General features: G+C 60.3%; 13 protein-coding genes. All 13 read right to left on the minus strand.

What is annotated here, in order from left to right; all coding sequences use genetic code 11:
• Positions 1 to 56 precede the first annotated feature (56 nt).
• Positions 57 to 1508, minus strand: a complete 1452-nt coding sequence (locus tag EIY72_RS24205; RefSeq protein ID WP_093214054.1) for a mannose-1-phosphate guanylyltransferase/mannose-6-phosphate isomerase — start codon at positions 1506 to 1508, stop codon at positions 57 to 59.
• Between the two features lie 126 nt (positions 1509 to 1634).
• Positions 1635 to 2288: an alginate O-acetyltransferase AlgF gene (locus EIY72_RS24210; protein WP_093214059.1), complete on the minus strand. Its 654-nt coding sequence runs from the start codon at positions 2286 to 2288 to the stop codon at positions 1635 to 1637.
• A 17-nt stretch (positions 2289 to 2305) separates the two neighbouring features.
• Positions 2306 to 3481 carry an alginate O-acetyltransferase gene (locus tag EIY72_RS24215; protein ID WP_093214064.1) on the minus strand — a complete coding sequence of 392 codons (1176 nt, stop codon included), beginning with the start codon at positions 3479 to 3481 and terminating at the stop codon, positions 2306 to 2308.
• Positions 3482 to 3492: 11 nt separating this feature from the next.
• Positions 3493 to 5058 (minus strand): MBOAT family O-acyltransferase, encoded by a 1566-nt coding sequence (locus EIY72_RS24220; RefSeq protein WP_093214068.1) that lies wholly within the window; start codon positions 5056 to 5058, stop codon positions 3493 to 3495.
• Between the two features lie 246 nt (positions 5059 to 5304).
• Positions 5305 to 6429: a mannuronate-specific alginate lyase gene (locus EIY72_RS24230; RefSeq protein WP_093214072.1), complete on the minus strand. Its 1125-nt coding sequence runs from the start codon at positions 6427 to 6429 to the stop codon at positions 5305 to 5307.
• Between the two features lie 8 nt (positions 6430 to 6437).
• Positions 6438 to 7889, minus strand: a complete 1452-nt coding sequence (locus tag EIY72_RS24235; protein WP_093214075.1) for an alginate O-acetyltransferase — start codon at positions 7887 to 7889, stop codon at positions 6438 to 6440.
• A gap of 10 nt (positions 7890 to 7899) precedes the next feature.
• Positions 7900 to 9486: a mannuronan 5-epimerase AlgG gene (gene algG / locus EIY72_RS24240; RefSeq protein ID WP_093214078.1), complete on the minus strand. Its 1587-nt coding sequence runs from the start codon at positions 9484 to 9486 to the stop codon at positions 7900 to 7902.
• Positions 9487 to 9512: 26 nt separating this feature from the next.
• The gene (locus EIY72_RS24245) at positions 9513 to 10997 is read right to left on the minus strand and encodes an alginate export family protein (protein WP_093214081.1); all 1485 of its coding nucleotides are present in this window, start codon (positions 10995 to 10997) and stop codon (positions 9513 to 9515) included.
• Positions 10994 to 12493, minus strand: coding sequence for an alginate biosynthesis TPR repeat lipoprotein AlgK (gene algK / locus EIY72_RS24250; protein ID WP_093230292.1), 1500 nt, complete (start codon positions 12491 to 12493; stop codon positions 10994 to 10996). Before algK ends, EIY72_RS24245 begins: the two co-directional genes overlap by 4 nt.
• A gap of 15 nt (positions 12494 to 12508) precedes the next feature.
• Positions 12509 to 13678: an alginate biosynthesis protein Alg44 gene (locus EIY72_RS24255; protein ID WP_093214085.1), complete on the minus strand. Its 1170-nt coding sequence runs from the start codon at positions 13676 to 13678 to the stop codon at positions 12509 to 12511.
• A 35-nt stretch (positions 13679 to 13713) separates the two neighbouring features.
• Complete coding sequence (gene alg8, locus EIY72_RS24265; protein ID WP_093214088.1) at positions 13714 to 15195, minus strand: mannuronan synthase; 1482 nt, start codon at positions 15193 to 15195, stop codon at positions 13714 to 13716.
• Between the two features lie 95 nt (positions 15196 to 15290).
• Positions 15291 to 16607, minus strand: a complete 1317-nt coding sequence (locus tag EIY72_RS24270; protein WP_093214096.1) for a nucleotide sugar dehydrogenase — start codon at positions 16605 to 16607, stop codon at positions 15291 to 15293.
• Positions 16608 to 17406: 799 nt separating this feature from the next.
• A complete protein-coding gene (gene yaaA, locus EIY72_RS24275; RefSeq protein ID WP_093214101.1) occupies positions 17407 to 18186 on the minus strand; it encodes a peroxide stress protein YaaA in 780 nt (259 codons plus the stop codon).
• Between the last annotated feature and the right edge of the window lie 60 nt (positions 18187 to 18246).

The following is an 18246-nucleotide window of genomic DNA, read 5'->3' on the forward strand; positions in this document are numbered from 1 at the left end:
CCTGCTGCGGATAGGGGACGCAGCAGGTTGGCCGGGGGCTCAAGGTTTTGCGCTAATTACTGCGCGATGGTTTTCACCGACACCCCGCGCTCAACCGGCGTCGAGCGCCCGTAAATGTCCTCAAACCGCTCGATATCGTCCTCACCCAGGTAGCTGCCCGATTGCACCTCGATGATCTCCAGCGGAATCTTGCCCGGGTTGCGCAGGCGATGCACCGAAGCAATCGGAATGTAGGTCGACTGGTTTTCGGTCAGCAGGAACACGTTTTCATCGCAAGTCACCTCGGCCGTGCCGCTGACCACGATCCAGTGCTCGGCACGGTGGTGGTGCATCTGCAGCGACAGGCATGCGCCCGGCTTGACCGAGATGTGCTTGACCTGGAAGCGCCCACCCATGTCCACCGAGTCATAGGAGCCCCACGGACGGTAGACCTCGCAGTGGTTCTGGGTTTCGCTGCGGCCCTGTTCGTTGAGGGTGTTGACCAACTGTTTCACGCCTTGGACCTTGTCCTTGTGGGCGATCATCATGGCGTCCTTGGTTTCGACGACGACGATGTTTTCCAGGCCGATCACCGACACCAGTTTGCCGTTGCCGTGGATCATGCAGTTCTTGCTGTCCTGGATCACCACATCGCCTTTGGTGACGTTGCCGTTGGCGTCTTTCTCGTTCACTTCCCACAACGATGACCAGCAACCGACATCGCTCCAGCCGGCGGTCAGCGGCACCACGCAGGCGCGGCGGGTTTTTTCCATCACCGAGTAGTCGATGGAGTTGTCCGGGCAGCAGGCGAAGGTGGCTTCGTCGATGCTGACGGTATCGACGTCCTGCTCGCTGCGTTCCAGGGTCAGCACGCAAGTGTCGTAGATGTCCGGATCGTGCTTTTTCAGCTCTTCCAGGAAGCGGCTGGCGCGGAACAGGAACATGCCGCTGTTCCAGAAATAACCACCGGACTGGACGAATTCGGTGGCGCGTTTGACGTCCGGCTTTTCGACGAAATGCGAGACGCGGCTGACGCCTTCGGGCAGCAGCGAATCGTTGGTCGACTTGATGTAGCCGTAACCGGTTTCCGGTTTGGTGGCCGGTACGCCGAACAGCACCATTTCGCCGTTTTCGGCGGCGACCGTGGCCAGGGCAAGGGCGCGTTGCAGGGCTTTCTGGTCTTCCAGTACGTGGTCGGCCGGCAGCACCAGCATCAGTTCGTCACGCCCTTCGTTGACCAACATCATCGCGGTCAACGCCACGGCCGGTGCGGTGTTGCGACCGAACGGCTCCATCAGGATGCGCTGGGTTTCGAGTTTGCGCGCGGCCAGTTGCTCGTTGACGATGAACCGGTGGTCTTTGTTGCAGACCACGATCGGTGTGTCCATACCTTCGAACACCAGGCGTTCCAGGGTTTGCTGAAACAGCGTGTGCTCGCCGGTCAGGGCCAGGAACTGTTTTGGGAATTGCTTACGGGAAAGCGGCCAAAGACGTGAGCCACTACCACCTGACAAGATTACCGGAATCATGTTGTTACTCCTTGAAAATCGTTTGGTTAGAGCTACGAACGCTGTGTCGTTTCACTCTTGTTTTTGTTTCGAGTCCGGATTGACGCTTCGGTCCTGCAGGGGACATGGGTCAATCCGAAAAATTGATTAGCGCGTCGACACCGGGCGTTTCACCCAGACTGGCGACAGGCTGCTGCCGTTACCGGTGACGTACAGCACTGCCGCTTCACCGCGTTCCAGGGCGACCGGTTTCACGTCGCCGACTTTCGTGCTGCCGTCGTACAGCGCCAGGCTGACTTTGACCGGGTTGATTTCACGTTCGCCACGGCCCTTGGGGGCAACGTTCGGCACCACGTCGGTCTTGCCGTCGGCGGTCTTCAGGGTCAGCGGTTTGTCGCTGAGGTTCTGCACCCGCACCAGGGATTTCTGCTTGTTCTTGAACGGTGGTTCTTCGATCAGTTGCGGTGCGCCGCTGGCGTTGTTGACCAGGGTGTAATAGTGATCGCCGGCCAGTTTCACCGGCAGGGTCTGGCTGCCGACCTTGGCGCTGTAGTCGCCGCCGGGCATGAAGCTGAAATCACTGCTCGACAGCGGCGCAACATCGCTCAGGTTGGTGCTACCGACAGTCGCGCTGACTTCAGCATTGCTGGCGTTGTAGATGCGCACGAAGGTCGAGCCTTTCGGTGCGGTCGGGCCGTAAAGTGCTGCGTCGCCACCGGCGAAAGCCTGAGTCGACAGCACGCCCATGCCGGCAACCAGTGCAAAGGTCTTGGCGAGACGACGAGGAGTATTGAAAGTCATGGAAGTACCTCTCTCTTTCAGTTTTGCGCCCGGTCGGGCGTCTCGGATTTGGTGTTGATTGCTACGTTTTGTTGGCGCGCGCCGGCTTGTTTAAGCTCTGCGACCCACTGCGGGTCGGCGTCGCCGATTTCGTTGTTCACAGGCAGATAACGTTCAGGAAACTCCCAGATCAGCACCTGCGGCGGGCTGTTCTTGAAAGCATCGCTTTTCAGGTAGCTGAGCATCGGCAGGATCGGGCCGTGGCCGTCTTCGGCGTAATTGACCACGTCGCTGTGCAGCGCCTGCTTGAGTGCACCGACAAAGTTCCAGTTGGGGTTGGCGCTGTAGCTGGTGCCGATCAGGGCCACCGGCACTTCGGTGTTGGCGAACAGGGCGTCATCACCGGCAGGTTGATCCTCGACCGCGACGGTGTTGCGCTTCTGCAGCGGCTCTTGCGCCGGCATCAGGTTTTCGAACAGTGGATCGAGCGGCAGGAACAGGCGCAGGTCACCCTTGTGCGTGACTTTTTCCGCAGGTGTGGTGACGAAACGCTGTGGCTCGCCGCTCAGCGGGTACTTGTCGGCAATGGTTCTGGCCAGGCGGTTGGCGGCAATCTCGGCGCCTTCCGGGGTCCAGTGGGTGTCGGTGCGCAGGAACACTTGCTTGCCGTTTTGCTTGGCCTGTTGCAATGGGCCGAGCAAGTCCGGGGCGGGAATCCGGTCGGCGGCCAGTCGCTGATGGAAGTCCTTGTACAGGTCGGCATGGATGCTGGCCGGTTTGACCTCACCCAGGTGCTCCGGGTACAGGCGCACCTTGGCCGGTACCACCGCCATGACCAGTTGCACGCCCTTGGCTTTCAAGGTCTGGCGTACACCTTCGACCAGCGCGTAGTTGCCCTGCAGGTTCAACTCTTCGTTGACCACCGGGTGGAATTCTTCATCGCTGTACAACCACTGGTCACGACCGAGCACCACACCCGGACGGCCTTCGTTGAACAGTTTGAAGTCCAGCGCGGCCCAGAGGTTGGTGCCCAGGCGCTTGATCGGGAACTCGTCGTCGTAGTGGGTTTCCACGGCTTTGGTCCAGCGTCCGTTGAGCACGGTCGCGTCGGCGTTGGTGCTGAAGCCGAAGAAGCTGCGCACCGACCACAGGCCCAGCACGAGCAAGGTCAGTAGAAACAGCGCGATGTAGAAGATGCGTAATGAGCGGGTCATGGTCAGATCCCTCAGAACTGGAAGTAAAGGAACGGCGAGAAACTTTGCGCCGAGAGTTTGAGAATCGAGGCGATGAACAGCAGCAGCACCAGGGCGCGCATCACGTAGCGCGACCAGTCAGCGCTCCAGTAGGCCGGTTGCACCTGGGCGTCGACGCCCACGGTATAGCCCGGCTGGTGGATGCTGGCCGGGTTATCCCCAGGCACGGCTTTGATGGTTCCGGCGGTCGCGGCGGCCGGACCGTCGGCGTCGACCTTGACTTCAGGCTTGGTCTTGACCGGCGGCTGGTTGCTGTAGAAATCGCGCAGACCGAAGAACGCCAGGGTCACGTAGGCCACGATCAGGGTCGCCACTTGCAGACCGGTGAGGCTGGCCTGGTTGAGTTCCGACAGCGACCAGTCGCCGAAGCTGAACATCGCGCCATACATGCGCCCGGCGACGTGCAGGTTTTCTGCGCGGAAGATCACCCATCCCATCACAACAAGCAGGAAGGTCAGTGCCCAACGGATAGGGTTGAAGCGGCGTGGCGAAGTGTTCAGGCCGATGGCTTTTTCAATCGCCAGCCACATGCCGTGCCACGCACCCCAGACGATGTAGGTGATGTTCGCGCCGTGCCACAGACCACCGAGCAGCATGGTCAGGAACAGGTTGCGATAGGTGATCAGCGTGCCTTTGCGGTTGCCGCCCAGGGTGATGTACAGGTAGTCGCGCAACCAGGTCGACAGGCTGATGTGCCAGCGCCGCCAGAACTCGGTGATCGACTGGCTGATGTACGGCTGCTTGAAGTTCTCCATGAAGCGGAAGCCCATCATCAGGCCCAGGCCGATGGCCATGTCGCTGTAACCGGAGAAGTCGAAGTACAGCTGTGCGGTGTACGCCAGGGCACCCAGCCAGGCATCACCCGTGGTCGGGTTTTGCAGGGCGAAGCAATGGTCGGCGACCACGGCCAGGGTATCGGCGATGAAGACTTTCTTGATGAAACCCTGCATGAACCGCGTGCAGCCCTCGGAGAATTTATCGAGGGTGTGGGTGCGGTTGTTGAACTGGTCGGCGAGGTCGCGGAAACGCAGCACGGGACCGGCGATCAGGTGCGGGAAGATCGCCACGAACGCGGCGAAGTCGATCAAATTGCGCGTTGCCGGTGTGTCACCACGGTAGACGTCGATGATGTAGCTGATGGACTCGAAAATGTAGAACGAGATACCGATCGGCAGCAGCACGTGGGTCAGAATGAACGGCTCCAGACCCACCGACGTCATCATCGCGTTGATGCTGTCGACGCCGAAGTTGGCGTACTTGAAGTAGCCGAGGATGCACAGGTCGACGGCCACGCCGAGCAGCAGCCAGCGCTGCGCCGGCTTGGTCCTGACGCCGGCGGCGCCGACTTTCAGGCCGATCCAGTAGTTCCACAGGGTGACACCGGCGAACAGCGCGAGGAAGTCCACCCGCCACCAGGCGTAGAACACGTAGCTGGCAATCAGCAGCAGCAGATTGCGATAGCGTTGCCCGCTCAGGTAGTACAAGCCGAGAAAGATCGGCAAGAACAAAAACAGGAACACGTTGGATGAAAATACCATCCCGATCTCTCCTTGTTTGAACCAACATTCAAGGGCCGAAGCCCCCCCAAACCCCCCATGAAAATCCGGGTGGTTGTATTGCATGTTGCGCAGTTACCTGTGGCGAGGGAGCTTGCTCCCGCTGGGGTGCAAAGCGCCCCCTGAAACCTGGTGACACGGTGCAAAGTCAATCCGCGTTCATTGGGTTACGACTGCTTCGCAGCCGAGCGGGAGCAAGCTCCCTCGCCACAGGGAAAGCAGTCAGCCTCAAGAACCCTTGTTGCCCTTTTCATTGGCCGGGTCGTAGACCTTGGTCAGGTCACCGCCCAGGCGGAAGGTCTTGAACGGCTGCATCGAGTGCTTCTTCTCAAGCACATCCGGCGCGCAGGTGTAGAGCGAGCAGAACGGTTCCAGCCAGGCAAACTTCATGTCCTCTTTCAAATCGGTCATGTCCTGTTCCTTGCCGTTCTTCTTCTCGAACTCGTCCGGGTCTTTCACCCCGGCCAGCACCCGGTCACCCAGGCGTTTCAGCGCGCCGTTGTTTTCCTGGCGCAGATCCACACCGTTGACCTGGGCAAAACTGGCGATCATCGCCAGCGGTGGCAGGGCGTAGTTGTGATAGGCGAGGGCGCGTTGCTGGCGCTTGAGCTCGTTGGGCAGGAAGCCGTCAGCATCGACCTGATTGGCACCGACCTTGTATTCCTTCACGGCCCAGTCAAACAGGTCGCGGCGATTGGTGGCGATGGACGTGGCCATCACCGACCAGGCGGCCCAGTACGAGTGGTTGTTGGTTTTTTCGAGCGGCAGGTTGTCCCAGTCGCTGACCACCTGATCAGCCATCTTGCTGAACCAGGCTTCGATGACTTGCGCTTCCTGCTGGTGCGCAGCCAAAGGATGGGAGTCGGAGAACTTCAGGCGCAGGTAGGCGGACGCCATGCTGCCCAGCGCCCATTTGCGCATCGACTTGCCGGTGTGGTTGAAGTCCTTGGACATCAGGGCATCGGATTGTGCCCACGCGGTCAGCCAGCTCAGGGTGCAATCGAGCTGTTCCGGGCGACCGTCACGCATGAACTGCATCACCCGTTTGCTGGTGCCGCGTTCGATCTTGGTGATGTCGGCGGTGCTGTCGCGGAAGGCTTTTTCCGACTGGGTGTTGAGCGTGGCGCGTGCCTTGTCCGAGCCTTCGTATTTGCTGCGAAATTGCAGCGAGCCGGTGTAAGGCGTCGGCATGGCATCACAGCCTTCGCTCTTGTCGCTGCTCTTGAATTTATCCACAGGCGCGAAATAGCCCTGAGGGGGACGCAGTGGCGCCGCGGCCTGGGTGGCCCCGGCGAACATCGCCAGGCCCAGCAGGGTTGGAGCCAACAGTGTGGAAAGTTTCACAGTTCGCATGGCAGACCTCATTGCCCGACCGAAGCAGTACGCTGCTCGGCACTCGGGAATACGTTGCGTTTGCAGATTTTTGCTTCGACTTTCTGTGGCGCTGTACCGGCTTCAGGGCCCTGGACTTCAACGGCCAGCAGGTTCTGCGAGGCCCAGTCTTCGTCGGTGCGCAACTCGAAAGCGAAACGCCCGTCCGTGTCGGAGGTTTCCGGTTTTTCGATCTTGATGTCCTCGTGGCGCCCATTCATGTACCAGAGGGTGGCGTGCAGGGTTTTCACCGAGGTGTCGGCGAAGCGGATGTCGACCTGATGACTGCTGTTCTGCAGGTTCATGTTGTTGCTGTTGACCAGCAGTTCCTGTTTACCGCCCGGCTTCAAGGTAGTGCTGGCGCTCATCTGGGCGTCTTTGCCTTCGCAGCCGTTATCGAGCAGGGCCATCATCTGGCGATAGATGGTTTCCTGGTCGAGGCGATACAGCGGCGAGAATTCCCAGATGAGGATCTTGGGCGGGGTCTTCTGGAATTCGTCGCTGCCCAGGTACTGCAGCATCGAACCTTCCAGGCCGCCGCCGGGGAAGGCCACGTTGAGAATGTCGGCGCCGATGGCCTCTTCGAGGAAACCGGCGAAGTTGTAGTTCTTGCCACTGTGGGAGGTGCCCACCAGGGTGATCTGCGGGTTGCCGGAGTCACCGAACAGATCGCCGTCACCGGCTTCACCTTTCGGCTCGGTGGTGAACTGATCCATGTACTGGATCGCGTAGCTGGTGCCACAGAGTTGACCGGCCATGTTGTGCAACGTTCCGGTCTTGCCCATGCGCCCGGAGCGTTTGGTCTCGAATTCACGCTTGGGAATGTCGGCGAAGGCCGGCATCTGCTTGACCTTTTCGGCGACGATTTTCGCCGTGCGCTGAGCGCCGTACGGCGTCCAGTGCTGGTCGCCACGGAAGTAGAAATCGTGGGCCGGCAGGGTGTCGGGCAGCGACTCGTTGGTCAGCGGCGACAGGTCCGGCACCACGTAACCCATCTGGGCGAAACGGCCGAGCATGGTCTTGTAGTTCTTCAGCGCCTTGTCGAAGTCGTAGCTGGCTTTCTCCGCCGGGTTGAGCTTGTTGCGGTTCACCAGGCCACGGGTCGGTTGATAGACCACCACCAGTTCGACGCCCTTGCTCTTGAACGCATCGTGCAGTTGCTGCATGCGCTTGTAGCCGGCGGGCGTGGTGTCGAATTCGGTGCGCAAGTCTTCCTGGGTGCGGAACAACCAGTCGCCCTGGGCCTGCACCAGCGTGGTGAAGTTCTGCTGATAACGCGTGGTGTAGTTCTTCGCATCATGGGCAGCCGGGCACAGGTTGCAGCACGGTTCTGCGGTGAAGGTTGGCGCCTTCACCTCATCTGCCCGGGCGCCGCCAGCGGCCGCGAGGATGCCGAGGGTCAGGCCCGACAGGCTGAGTAACTTGATCAAATGTGGGGGCATAAAATTATCCTCAGTCCTGCATTTCGGTCTGGCGTTCGACAGGGTCGATCAGCACGGCTTTCTGCTGGCGCACCAGCAAATCGAGAATTTCATCCTGACGTTCGCCAAGGATCCCGGTGAAGCTGATACCGCTGGATTTGGTCGGAGCGAGCATGGAGACGCGGTACAACTCGACGCTCAAGGGCGAGTCGATCGACAGCGGGCCGCTGCCGTTGGCGGCTAGTTCGCCGCCAACCACGATCAGCGAGACCTCGGCGTCGAACGGGTCGAGCTTGATGTCGCGGTCGGTGTCGGTGAGGTCCTTGATGTGGCCGTAGACGCCAGTCAGGCCGTTGGCCATGGCGACGTTTTCGTACAGGCGGATGTTCACGCTGTTACGAATGCGGATGCCGTGGCGACGGTTGCTCAGCACCTTGTTGCCCCACAGCAGATTGTCGGCACTCTCGTAGAGGGTGATGCCGTCGGTGTGGTTCTGATAAACCTCGTTGTGGGCGATCAGGTTGTTGACGCTGTTACGGTCGATGACGATGCCGGACAACTTGTTGTCGTAGCTGCGGTTGTTGAAGATGAAGCTGTCGTTGACCTCACGGGAGATGATGATCCCGTGCTTCTTCTTCGTGCCGTGCACGGTGTTGTCGGCAATGATCAGACCGTGGGAACGGTCGTGGGGGTCGATGCCGTAGACGATGTTGTCTTTGTAGGTGTTGCTCTTGACCACGAAGTCGCGGGTTTCATAACAGTAGAAGCCGTACCACATGTCCGAGAACTCGGAGCCGATGATCCAGCCGGTCGGTTCCGGACGCTTGAGCACCTTGGCCATGTTCGGCGTGTATTGGGAAATACTCACGCCGTAGGACTTACTGTTGGCGTAGCCGAAACTGGCGATCTTGCTGTTGACGATGTAAGTCTCGGTACCGCCCCAGGACAGCAGGAACGGGCGGAAATCCTTGGGCGAAGTAAAGGTTGCCGGGCCGTTGGCCTTCTCGCGCCAACCGGTGATTTTGGTATCCCGTACGAACAGCTGGCCGTCGTTGACCAGGAACGATCCGGCCTCCTGGGACAGGCGCAACTCCTGGGTCTGCTTGTCGATTTCAAGAATGCCGTGACGACCCACGACAATCGGCAACCGCGCCAGGTAAACCCCGGGCGCGGTTTCGATCACGTACTTGGGCTGCTTCTTGGCCAGGTCCTTGAGGTTCATGTAGCCGTCGTCGACGAAGATCGCCTGGGGAATGCCGTGCTGACGCACCACCCATTCAGCCATCTTGTTGTCGCCGCCGATGAAGTCCTTCAGGGCGTCTTCCTGCATCATCCGGCGCAGGCTGACCTTGCCGGGTTTGCTGCGCACGATTTTCGCCGCGGCGGCCTCGGCGGTGTAGCCCGACAGGTCCGGCAGTGTCGGCGTGGCCAGCTCCAGTGGCGCAGTCGGTGCACTGCTGACGGTGTAGGTCTTGGCTTGTTGCAGTTCTTTGGCAATGGTCGCCGGACGCGCCGCCTTGGCAGGCGCTGCCGGCTCCACACTGGCGAAGGTGACGGAGCTGGCCAGCAGCATCGCGCCGGCCAGCAAGGTCAGTGAACCTCGCTTCGAATTATTCATGTCGGGCACTCCCTTCGCGGTTTGCATCAGAAGCGCCAGATCACGTCGATGAACGCGCGGTGCATGTACGAATCGACCTGACTGCCATAGGCATCGCCGGGCTTGAACACGCCACCACGGAAACGCACCAGGGCCGAAGGCTCGTCGATCGACTGGCTCAACGCCGCCGGCAACAGACCCTGCTTGAAGTACTTGGTGACGACCAGGTCCATCTCCTGACCGAGGTCTTTCTCACCGTCGTTCAACGGCAGCGAGGTGCTGGAAAGAATCGCGCCGGTCACGTCATCGGTGTTGTTCTCGACGGCGTTGATGCCGTTGCTGCCGACCGGCTTGTTGCCGTCGACGCGCCAGAACTTGTGGTAGATCAGGCTGGCGTCGTATTCGTCGTTGAGCATCCACGAGCCGAACAGGGTGGCGGTCTGCATGTTGTTCATTTCACCGCGGAAGGCCTCGCCGAATCGGTGCACGCGGGAGCGGGTACCGGTGTAGTTCGAGCGGTTGCTTTCCAGGCCGTTCTGTTGGTATTCGGCGCTGGCGCGAGCGTAAGCCGCACCGACTTGCCATTGCGGGTCGAGGCGCAGGCGCACGCCGACGTCGGTGGCCCAGCCGTTGAGGTCATCGCCGCGTTTGGCTTCGGTCGGGCGCGTGCCATCGGCGTTCAGCGGGTTGACCGTGTCGGTGTCGCCGCGCATGCCGGTGATGCTGCCCCAGTAATTGAGCTGGTTGGTGTTGCGCCAGTTGTAGGCGTCACTGTCGGCGGTCAGGCCGAGCCAGCTGATGTCACCGTTCTGTTTCTTGTCCAGCGAGTCGGTCGGTACGCCCGGCTGCGGGTAGTCGAGCTTGCCGTCGTCGTGGGTGTGATGACCACGAATGCCGACCCAGTTGCCCGGCGTCCATTGGTACGCGGCATCGGCGTAGGCGTGCAGGCGATCCTTGTCCTTGGGCGACAGCTCTTTCAGGTCGGTGCGGTACTCGCTGAAGCGTTCGGCAACACCGGCGTTGGCGCGCAACAGGGTGGTGTCGAAGGTCCAGTTCAGCGCTTCGATGTTGGTATCGCGCCATTGACCGTCGTCGTTGCGCAGGCGCTGGCGACCGAGCTTGAGGATCTCGCCGGGGTAGGGCGTGAAGCCGCTGTAGCCGACCCAGAATTCACGCATGGCCAGGTAGTTCTTTTTGGTCTCGCGATCGCTGTTGTTGGTGGTCTCGTTACCGTCGGATTGCTGCAGGGTGTCGGTCTCGATGATGTCGGTGGACGTCACCGCCTGACCCATGGCGTAGGCGCTCCACGCTCCGCTTTCGCCGTAGATCCACGGACGCAGGTCGAGACCGACGCCATTGACGTCGCCACCGGGCGCGGTGCCGAGGTCGCGGTCGTCTTCGGATTGGCCGGTGATCTTCACTTCGAGGCCGAAGTTTTTTGGTGCTTCAGTCATCGCTGCGAGGGTCGGGCAAGACCAGATCAAGGCGAATGTCAGACCGATACCGGCCTTCATGAATGGATTTAACTTCATAGCGTTTCCTCGCCGTCGTCTTCTTGCAGGGCGTGCAGTTCCGGCGTGTTCTGGCTCAAGGCACCACGCACCGACTGTTCTTGTTTCAACAGGCGTTGGGCCTCGGCCAGCCGGTCAGGCGGCAGTTGCGTTTGCAGTGTCTGTGCAAGCTCGGTGGCTTGTGGGGTGTTCTGGGCCAAGGCCAACTGACTGAAGACATAGGCATTGACCGGGTCAGGCTGGGTGCCCCTGCCCTGGGAAAACAGCTGGGCGATGGCGAAGTCAGCACTGTTCTGGCCGTTGCGCGCTGCGGTCAGCAAGTGGTCGAGGGCTTTCTGCGGATAGACCTTGCCCAGGTAGCCACGGCGATAGATCTGGCCGAGGTAGTAATCGGCCGCCACTTCGCGGCCGACGGCTTTCTGGAAGTGCGCTTCGGCGACCTTGGCGTCGGCGGGTACCAGCTTGCCTTCGTAGTAGAGCTTGCCCAGCAGCAGTTCCGCGCGTGGCTGGTCGGCGGCGCGGCCGTTATCCAGGTACTTCATCATCTGGTCGACGTCGCCCAGTTCGGGGAAGTCGTAGAGCAACTGCGCGAGGGTGACCCACGACGCCGGGTAGCCCGGCGCGATGGGTTCGAGCAGCGACTGCGCGGTTTTTTCGTCGGTTTTGCCCAGGGTCGAATCGGCGAGCACACGGGCGACGCTGTCGACCCGTTGCGCGGATACCGTGCCGCGGGCATGAGCGGCTTGCAGTTGTTTGATCAGCGCCGCCTGTTGTTCCGGCTTGGCTTGTTTCTGATAGACCGTGGCCAGTTCGACGTAGCAGATGTCATTGCTGTTGAGTGCGACCTTGCAGATTTTCTCGACGTCATCCAGGTGCTGGTCGTAGGTGCCTTGGGTGCGATACAGCAGGACTTGCGCGAGGCCGGCTTCCGGTTTGTTCTCGGCGCGCCATTGGCTGATCTGCTGCTGCGCGTTGATGTTGGGGAAGCTGTGCGGGTATTGCAGGTACAGCATCGCCAGCGGAATCAGGGTATTGCCTTCGCCATTGGCGGCGGCCTTTTTCAGCAGGGTTTCGGCTTCGTGCTGCTCGGCTTCGGTGGAGCCGGGCTTGGCCACCAGCAGTCGACCAAGGCGTGCCTGGGCGCGCGGCGAAACATCGGCTGCGGCGCGATAGGTTGCCTCGGCCTGTTTCATTTGCTCGGGGTCGCGGCTGTCGACCTGAATGTCGGCCAGGCCGACCTGGGCCTCGCTGTAGCCCAGGTCCGCCAGTTGCCGGTAGTTTGCCGCGGCGGTGGCAGTGTCGCCACGCTTGAGCGCTTCGTTGGCCAGGCGTTGGTCCGGCAGGCCGGCGCAACCGGCCAGCGACACGGCCAGCGCAACGGCACACAGTGAACCCATGTGGGAGCGAGCTTGCTCGCGAAGCAGGCGGCGCGGTGCATCAGACCAACCGGGTTGACCGCCTCGCGAGCAAGCTCGCTCCCACAGGGTCGGCGGAGTGATGAGGATAGGCGTACTCACAGGCATGTCCTCCGGTTACAGACCAGCAGCCATGGCTTTGTCGATCAGCCAGTTCAGGTTCGGGCCGCGATCGCTGTTGACTTCCACCGGGCGGCCGGCGAGGGCGCTGTCGAGGGCTTCGTCAGGCTGGATCAGCACGCGGATGTCGGAGGACAGGTCGGCGCTTTTCAGGCTGGTGCTGCTGACGATCTTGCCGGTGCGGGTCTGGTCTTCACCGGCGATCTGGAAGCGTACCGAGGTTCCCGGGCGCACATCACCGAACTGGCGATAGGAGAAACGGGCTTCGACATTGGCCTCGCTGCCGCGTGGCACCAGTTGGAAGATCACGTCGCCCTTGCTGGCGTACTGACCGTTGGCAACCATTTGCTGGGCCACGGTGCAGTCGCAAGGCGAGGTCAGGGTGCCGGTCATTTGCTTGCCGAACAGCTCTTCGACCTTGGCCGGTTGCAGCTGGTCTTCGTCCAGATGGCCCTTGAGCACGTCGAGCATGCTGGTGCTGAAGGTCGCCAGCGGCGCGCCTTTGGCGGCCACACCGTCGGTTTTCACCAGGCTCTGTACGGTGCCGTCGCGAGGCATGGTGATGTTCACACCCGGCACGCTGACCAGACCGGCCTGGGCATGGCTGACGAAGTACATGCCGTACACCGATTTGAAGACGAAGCCGAACGCAGCCAGGCCGACGACGAAAATCCCCAGACTGAAGGTCACGGCCTTGAGGCGCCCGAACGCGCTCATGCCGTGGCCGCCGTCCTTGACCTTGCGCGCCTTGGTGAAGTTGTCGCGCTGAAGGGTTGCCAGTACTTCACCCATGCTGACGATGTCGCCGGCCAGGTGCGAGGTGATCAGGTGGCGCAGGGTCGAGATGTCTTGCGGCTCGAGGTTCTGGAACTGGCAACCGGCACGGCCGGTCTGGCGGTCGTAGGAGCGCACCTGTAGTTCGACGTCCATGGCCAGGCCGAGATTGTCGATGACGAATTGCAGGCGGGCCTTGTAGGCATCACCGATTTTCAGCGGCAACTGGCCGGCGTTGAAGGCCAGGCCACCGGCGGACAGGTCGATCACTCGGGCTTCGACCGGGGTGCGGTCGGGGCCGAAGAAGCGCAGCTTGGCCGGGATTTTCACCCGGGCGTGTTGGCGCTGGGCTTCGGATTCGTGCACTACGTTGGCATTGACGGCGGTATTCATGGAGGCGGTTTCCTTGTTAATTCAATAAGGGGCAGTCAGACCATCAACAGCAGCGCGGCGACGAAAATGCTGCCGGCAGAGAAGGTCATGGTCCGAGACGACCAGGTGTTGAACCAACGTTGAAAGCTGGCGAGATCACGGGTCAGGGATGTGGGTTGGCGAGTCCAGGACTGTTGGTCGAGGCGGAAGAACACGTAGATCTTCACCAGCGCGCCGACGATCTGGTTGTAATAGAGAATCGCCGGGTAGGCCGGGCCGATCCGGTGTCCGGAGCAGGACAGCAGCAGGGTCAGGATCAGGCGGGTGATGCCGATCCACAGCAGGTACACCAGGATGAACGCGGTGCCGTACTTGAAGCTGGCGATCAGGGCCACGGTCAGGCCGAGCAGCGAGGTCCACATCGACACGCGTTGGTCGAACAGCACCACCGAGGTGAACACGCCCAGACGTTTGATCCCCAGGCCCAGGGCTCGGGAGTTCTGCCGCAGGTTGTTGCCGTACCAGCGGAACATCAGTTTGCGACTGGCTTTGATAAAGCTTTTTTCCGGCGGGTGTTCCACGGTGTGGATGGCCGCGTCGGGTACGTAGAAAGTGTCGTAGCCCAGGCGCATCAGGCTGAACCAGCTCGACTTGTCGTCGCCGGTGAGGAACTTGAAGCGGCCCAGACGCCAGTGCTGCAGCGAATCGCTTTCGACGTCGGCGATGAAGTCCGGGTTGGTGACCACGGTGGCGCGGAACACCGACATGCGCCCGGTCATGGTCAGCACGCGTTTGGACAGGGCCATCGAGCACATGTTGATGTGGCGCTGGGCGAAGCGCAGCTTGTGCCATTCGCTCATGATGTAGCCGCCGCGCACTTCGCAGAATTCGTTGGTGGTCAGGCCGCCGACGTTGCCGAACAGCTGGAACCACGGCACGGTCTTGAGCACCACGCCTTCAGCGAGCACGGTGTCGCCATCGATCACGGCCACCACGGCGCGGTCGTCGGGCAGGTGACGGGATATCGCGCGGAAACCATAGGCCAGGCCATCGCGTTTGCCGGTGCCGGGGATGCGCACGAAGTCCAGCTTCACCCGCGCTGGCGGGTTCATACGGTTCCACAGGCTTTTCACCAGCAGCTCATCGGACATTTCGACGATGGAGCAGACCACGGTGGTCGGCAGGCCGCAGTCAATGGCTTCGCGGATCACCGAGCTGTAGACCTGGGCAGTGGTCAATGCGTCGATACGAAAGCTGGTGACCATCAGGAACACGTGCGACGGCTCTGCCGCTTTACCCAGCTTGCGCACTTTGCGGCGCAGGTGCGGGTAGACGATGTAGAGAAAAATCATGCCGCGCACAAAGTGAGTGGCACCCATCGAGTAGCGCCAGATACCCACGGCGCCAATCAGAAAAATAAAGTCCTTCGAATCGGAGTCGAAGGTGGAGACAGGCAGCGCCATGGCGAGGCCCATCAGTAACGTCAGGTAAAACAGCCAACCGGCGGCCTGGAGTAGGCCGTGCTTTAGCCTGTGCATGATCTGATCCTTAAAGTCAGTTGCAAGCTCCAAGCTTCAAGCCCCCAGCGCGGAGCCTTGAACTTGTGGCTTGGAGCTTGAAGCTTGCGGCTGCCTTACCAGCAGATGCCTTCCGCGCGGCTGTCCGCGCAGGTGGCCTTGGACATGAAGCCCACCAAGTCGATCACTTGCTTGCCGTGGGGAACTTCCTGCACCAGGGCGCGGAATTTCTCGTCACGGTTACCGAGGATGATCAGGTCGCTGTTGTTGATCACCGCGTCGAAGTCGGCATTGAGCAGCGAAGAAACGTGAGGGATTTTCGACTCGATGTAGTCTTTGTTCGCGCCGTGAACGCGGGCGTACTCGACGTTGCTGTCGTAGATGCTCAGGTCGTAGCCCTTGCCGATGAGCATTTCCGCGAGGTCCACCAGCGGGCTTTCGCGCAGGTCATCGGTGCCGGACTTGAAGCTCAGGCCCAGCAGGGCGACTTTGCGTTTGTCGTGGCTCTGGACGATGTCGAAGGCGTTTTGCACTTGGGACTCGTTGCTCAGCATCAGCGAGTTGAGCAGCGGCGCCTCGACGTCGAGGGAACCGGCACGGTAGGTCAGGGCGCGTACGTCCTTGGGCAGGCACGAGCCGCCGAAAGCGAAACCCGGACGCATGTAGTACTGCGACAGGTTCAGGGCCTTGTCCTGGCAGACCACATCCATCACTTCACGACCGTCGACGCCGACAGCCTTGGCGATGTTGCCGATCTCGTTGGCGAAGGTGACCTTGGTGGCATGCCAGACGTTGCAGGTGTACTTGATCATCTCGGCAACGGCGATGTCCTTGCGGATGATCGGTGCATCGAGTTCTTCGTACAGCGATTGCAGAACGTCGCCCGAGGCTTTGTCGAATTCGCCGATGACGGTCATTGGCGGCTGGTCGTAGTCGGCGATGGCGGTGCTTTCGCGAAGGAACTCAGGGTTGACCGCGACGCCGAAATCGACGCCGGCTTTCTTGCCCGAGCAGTCTTCGAGGATCGGGATGACCACGTTGGCCACGGTGCCTGGCAACACGGTGCTGCGCACGACGATGGTGTGGCGGGTGGTCTTGTCGCGCAGGACAAAACCGATTTCGCGGCACACGGCTTCGATGTAGTTCAGTTCCAGGTCGCCATTCTTCTTGCTCGGCGTACCGACGCAAATCATCGACAGGTCGGTGTCGCGGATCGCCTCGGCGAAGTTGGTCGTGCCACGCAGACGAGCGGTACGAATACCTTGAGCCAGCAGCTCGCCCAGACCCGGTTCAACGATGGGTGATTTGCCGGCATTGATCATGTCGATCTTGTCTTTGGCGACATCGACGCCAACGACGTCATGGCCCCGTGCAGACAGGCAACCGGCACACACTGCGCCGACGTAACCCAAACCAAATATGCTGATGCGCATCGCAATTACCTCTGTATTGATCAAGCCATTAAATGGCCGGAGTTAATGGTGTTCAGCGGTCGTTATGCACTCGTAAGTGCGGTTTACAGGCACAAATCGCCCGTGTCATGGCATATGAATTACGAGTGTCTAAATAAATGCACTCAAGGTGTGCGTAACTAAGCCTTATTGTTATGGCTTGCTCTGTCATGCAGCCGCAGTTCTGTTCGAAAGAGTGCGGGTGCAACAGTCCTGCGCACTTGATGCCAGGCAAAAGGCCTGTGGCTCAAGCGGTTGGGTGCCAGAAAGGGCACGGTTACAGAGGCGCGGCCTTGGCCTTGTAGGGGATCGTCATGGGGCGAATCTCCTGTCCTTCATGCGTTGCCCAGCTCGGGGGTTAGTTGGGCGAAAGTTAATATGACAACTTCGCTATATGAGTCACTGCTTCGCGTAAGTTATCTCGTACATGTTCGTTGATAATCGTTACCGGTGGTATGAGCTATGGGTTTTGACATAGTTCCAGTCCATCCATCGCGAAATCTGAAATTTCTTGAAATATTGAAAAAGATGGCACTGCTTTCAAATTGATAGCACTTGCCGTTTCGCCCTTTATATAAAGGGGAATAATCGGGGAGGGTAGTTTTTTGCCACTACAGAGAAAAATTTTCAGTGCCACTACTGAAAAAAATGATCGAAGTCGAGTGAAACTAAAGTTAGAAATGTAACTGTTGTTTTATTGGCGCCAATTAACTGGCGAATTTGCGGGGAAGTCTGAAGGCAATACAGGGCCGGCGCACAGGGTGTGTACCGACCCTGTGCATCACTCTGGGGCGTGATCGCGCAGGAACACCAGATTGTCCGGTTTCGACTGTTCGGCGCTGTAGCGATAGCCCTGCACGTCGAACTGCTTGAGGGCGGCGGGATCGTTGATGCGTTCTTCAATGACGAAACGGCTCATCATGCCGCGCGCCTTTTTCGCGTAGAAGCTGATGATCTTGTACTGACCGTTCTTCAGGTCCTTGAACTCGGTATTGATGATGCGTGCGTTCAGGGCGGTGCGTTTGACCGCCGAGAAGTACTCGTTGGACGCCAGGTTAAGCAGCACATCGTCGCCCTGATCGACCAGCGCTTCGTTCAACCATTCACTGATGCGCGTACCCCAGAAGGCGTACAGGTCCTTGCCGCGGGCATTGGCCAGTTTGGTGCCCATTTCCAGGCGGTAGGGCTGCATCAGGTCCAGCGGGCGCAGCAGGCCGTACAGGCCTGACAGGATGCGCAGATGCTGCTGGGCGTAGTCGAAATCGGCTTCGTTGAGGGTGTTCGCATTCATGCCGGTGTACACGTCACCCTTGAAGGCCAGCAGGGCCTGTTTGGCATTATCCGCGGTGAATGCTGGCGTCCAGCTGCCAAAACGCGCGGCGTTGAGGCCGCCGATCTTGTCGGAGACGTGCATCAGTTCGCTGATCTGGGCCGGGGTCAGCTCGCGCAGTTGCTGGATCAGTTCCTGGGAGTGGTCGAGGTACTGCGGCTGGGTAAAACGCTGGGTCGCCGGCGGTGTTTCGTAGTCGAGGGTCTTGGCGGGTGAAATCACCATCAGCATGAAGTCGTCTCCTTTAATCGTGGCGGCGATTCTAGGGGGTTGTCGGTTTTGACTCCAGCT

The organism is Pseudomonas vancouverensis (assembly GCF_004348895.1).
Lineage (GTDB): Bacteria > Pseudomonadota > Gammaproteobacteria > Pseudomonadales > Pseudomonadaceae > Aquipseudomonas > Aquipseudomonas vancouverensis.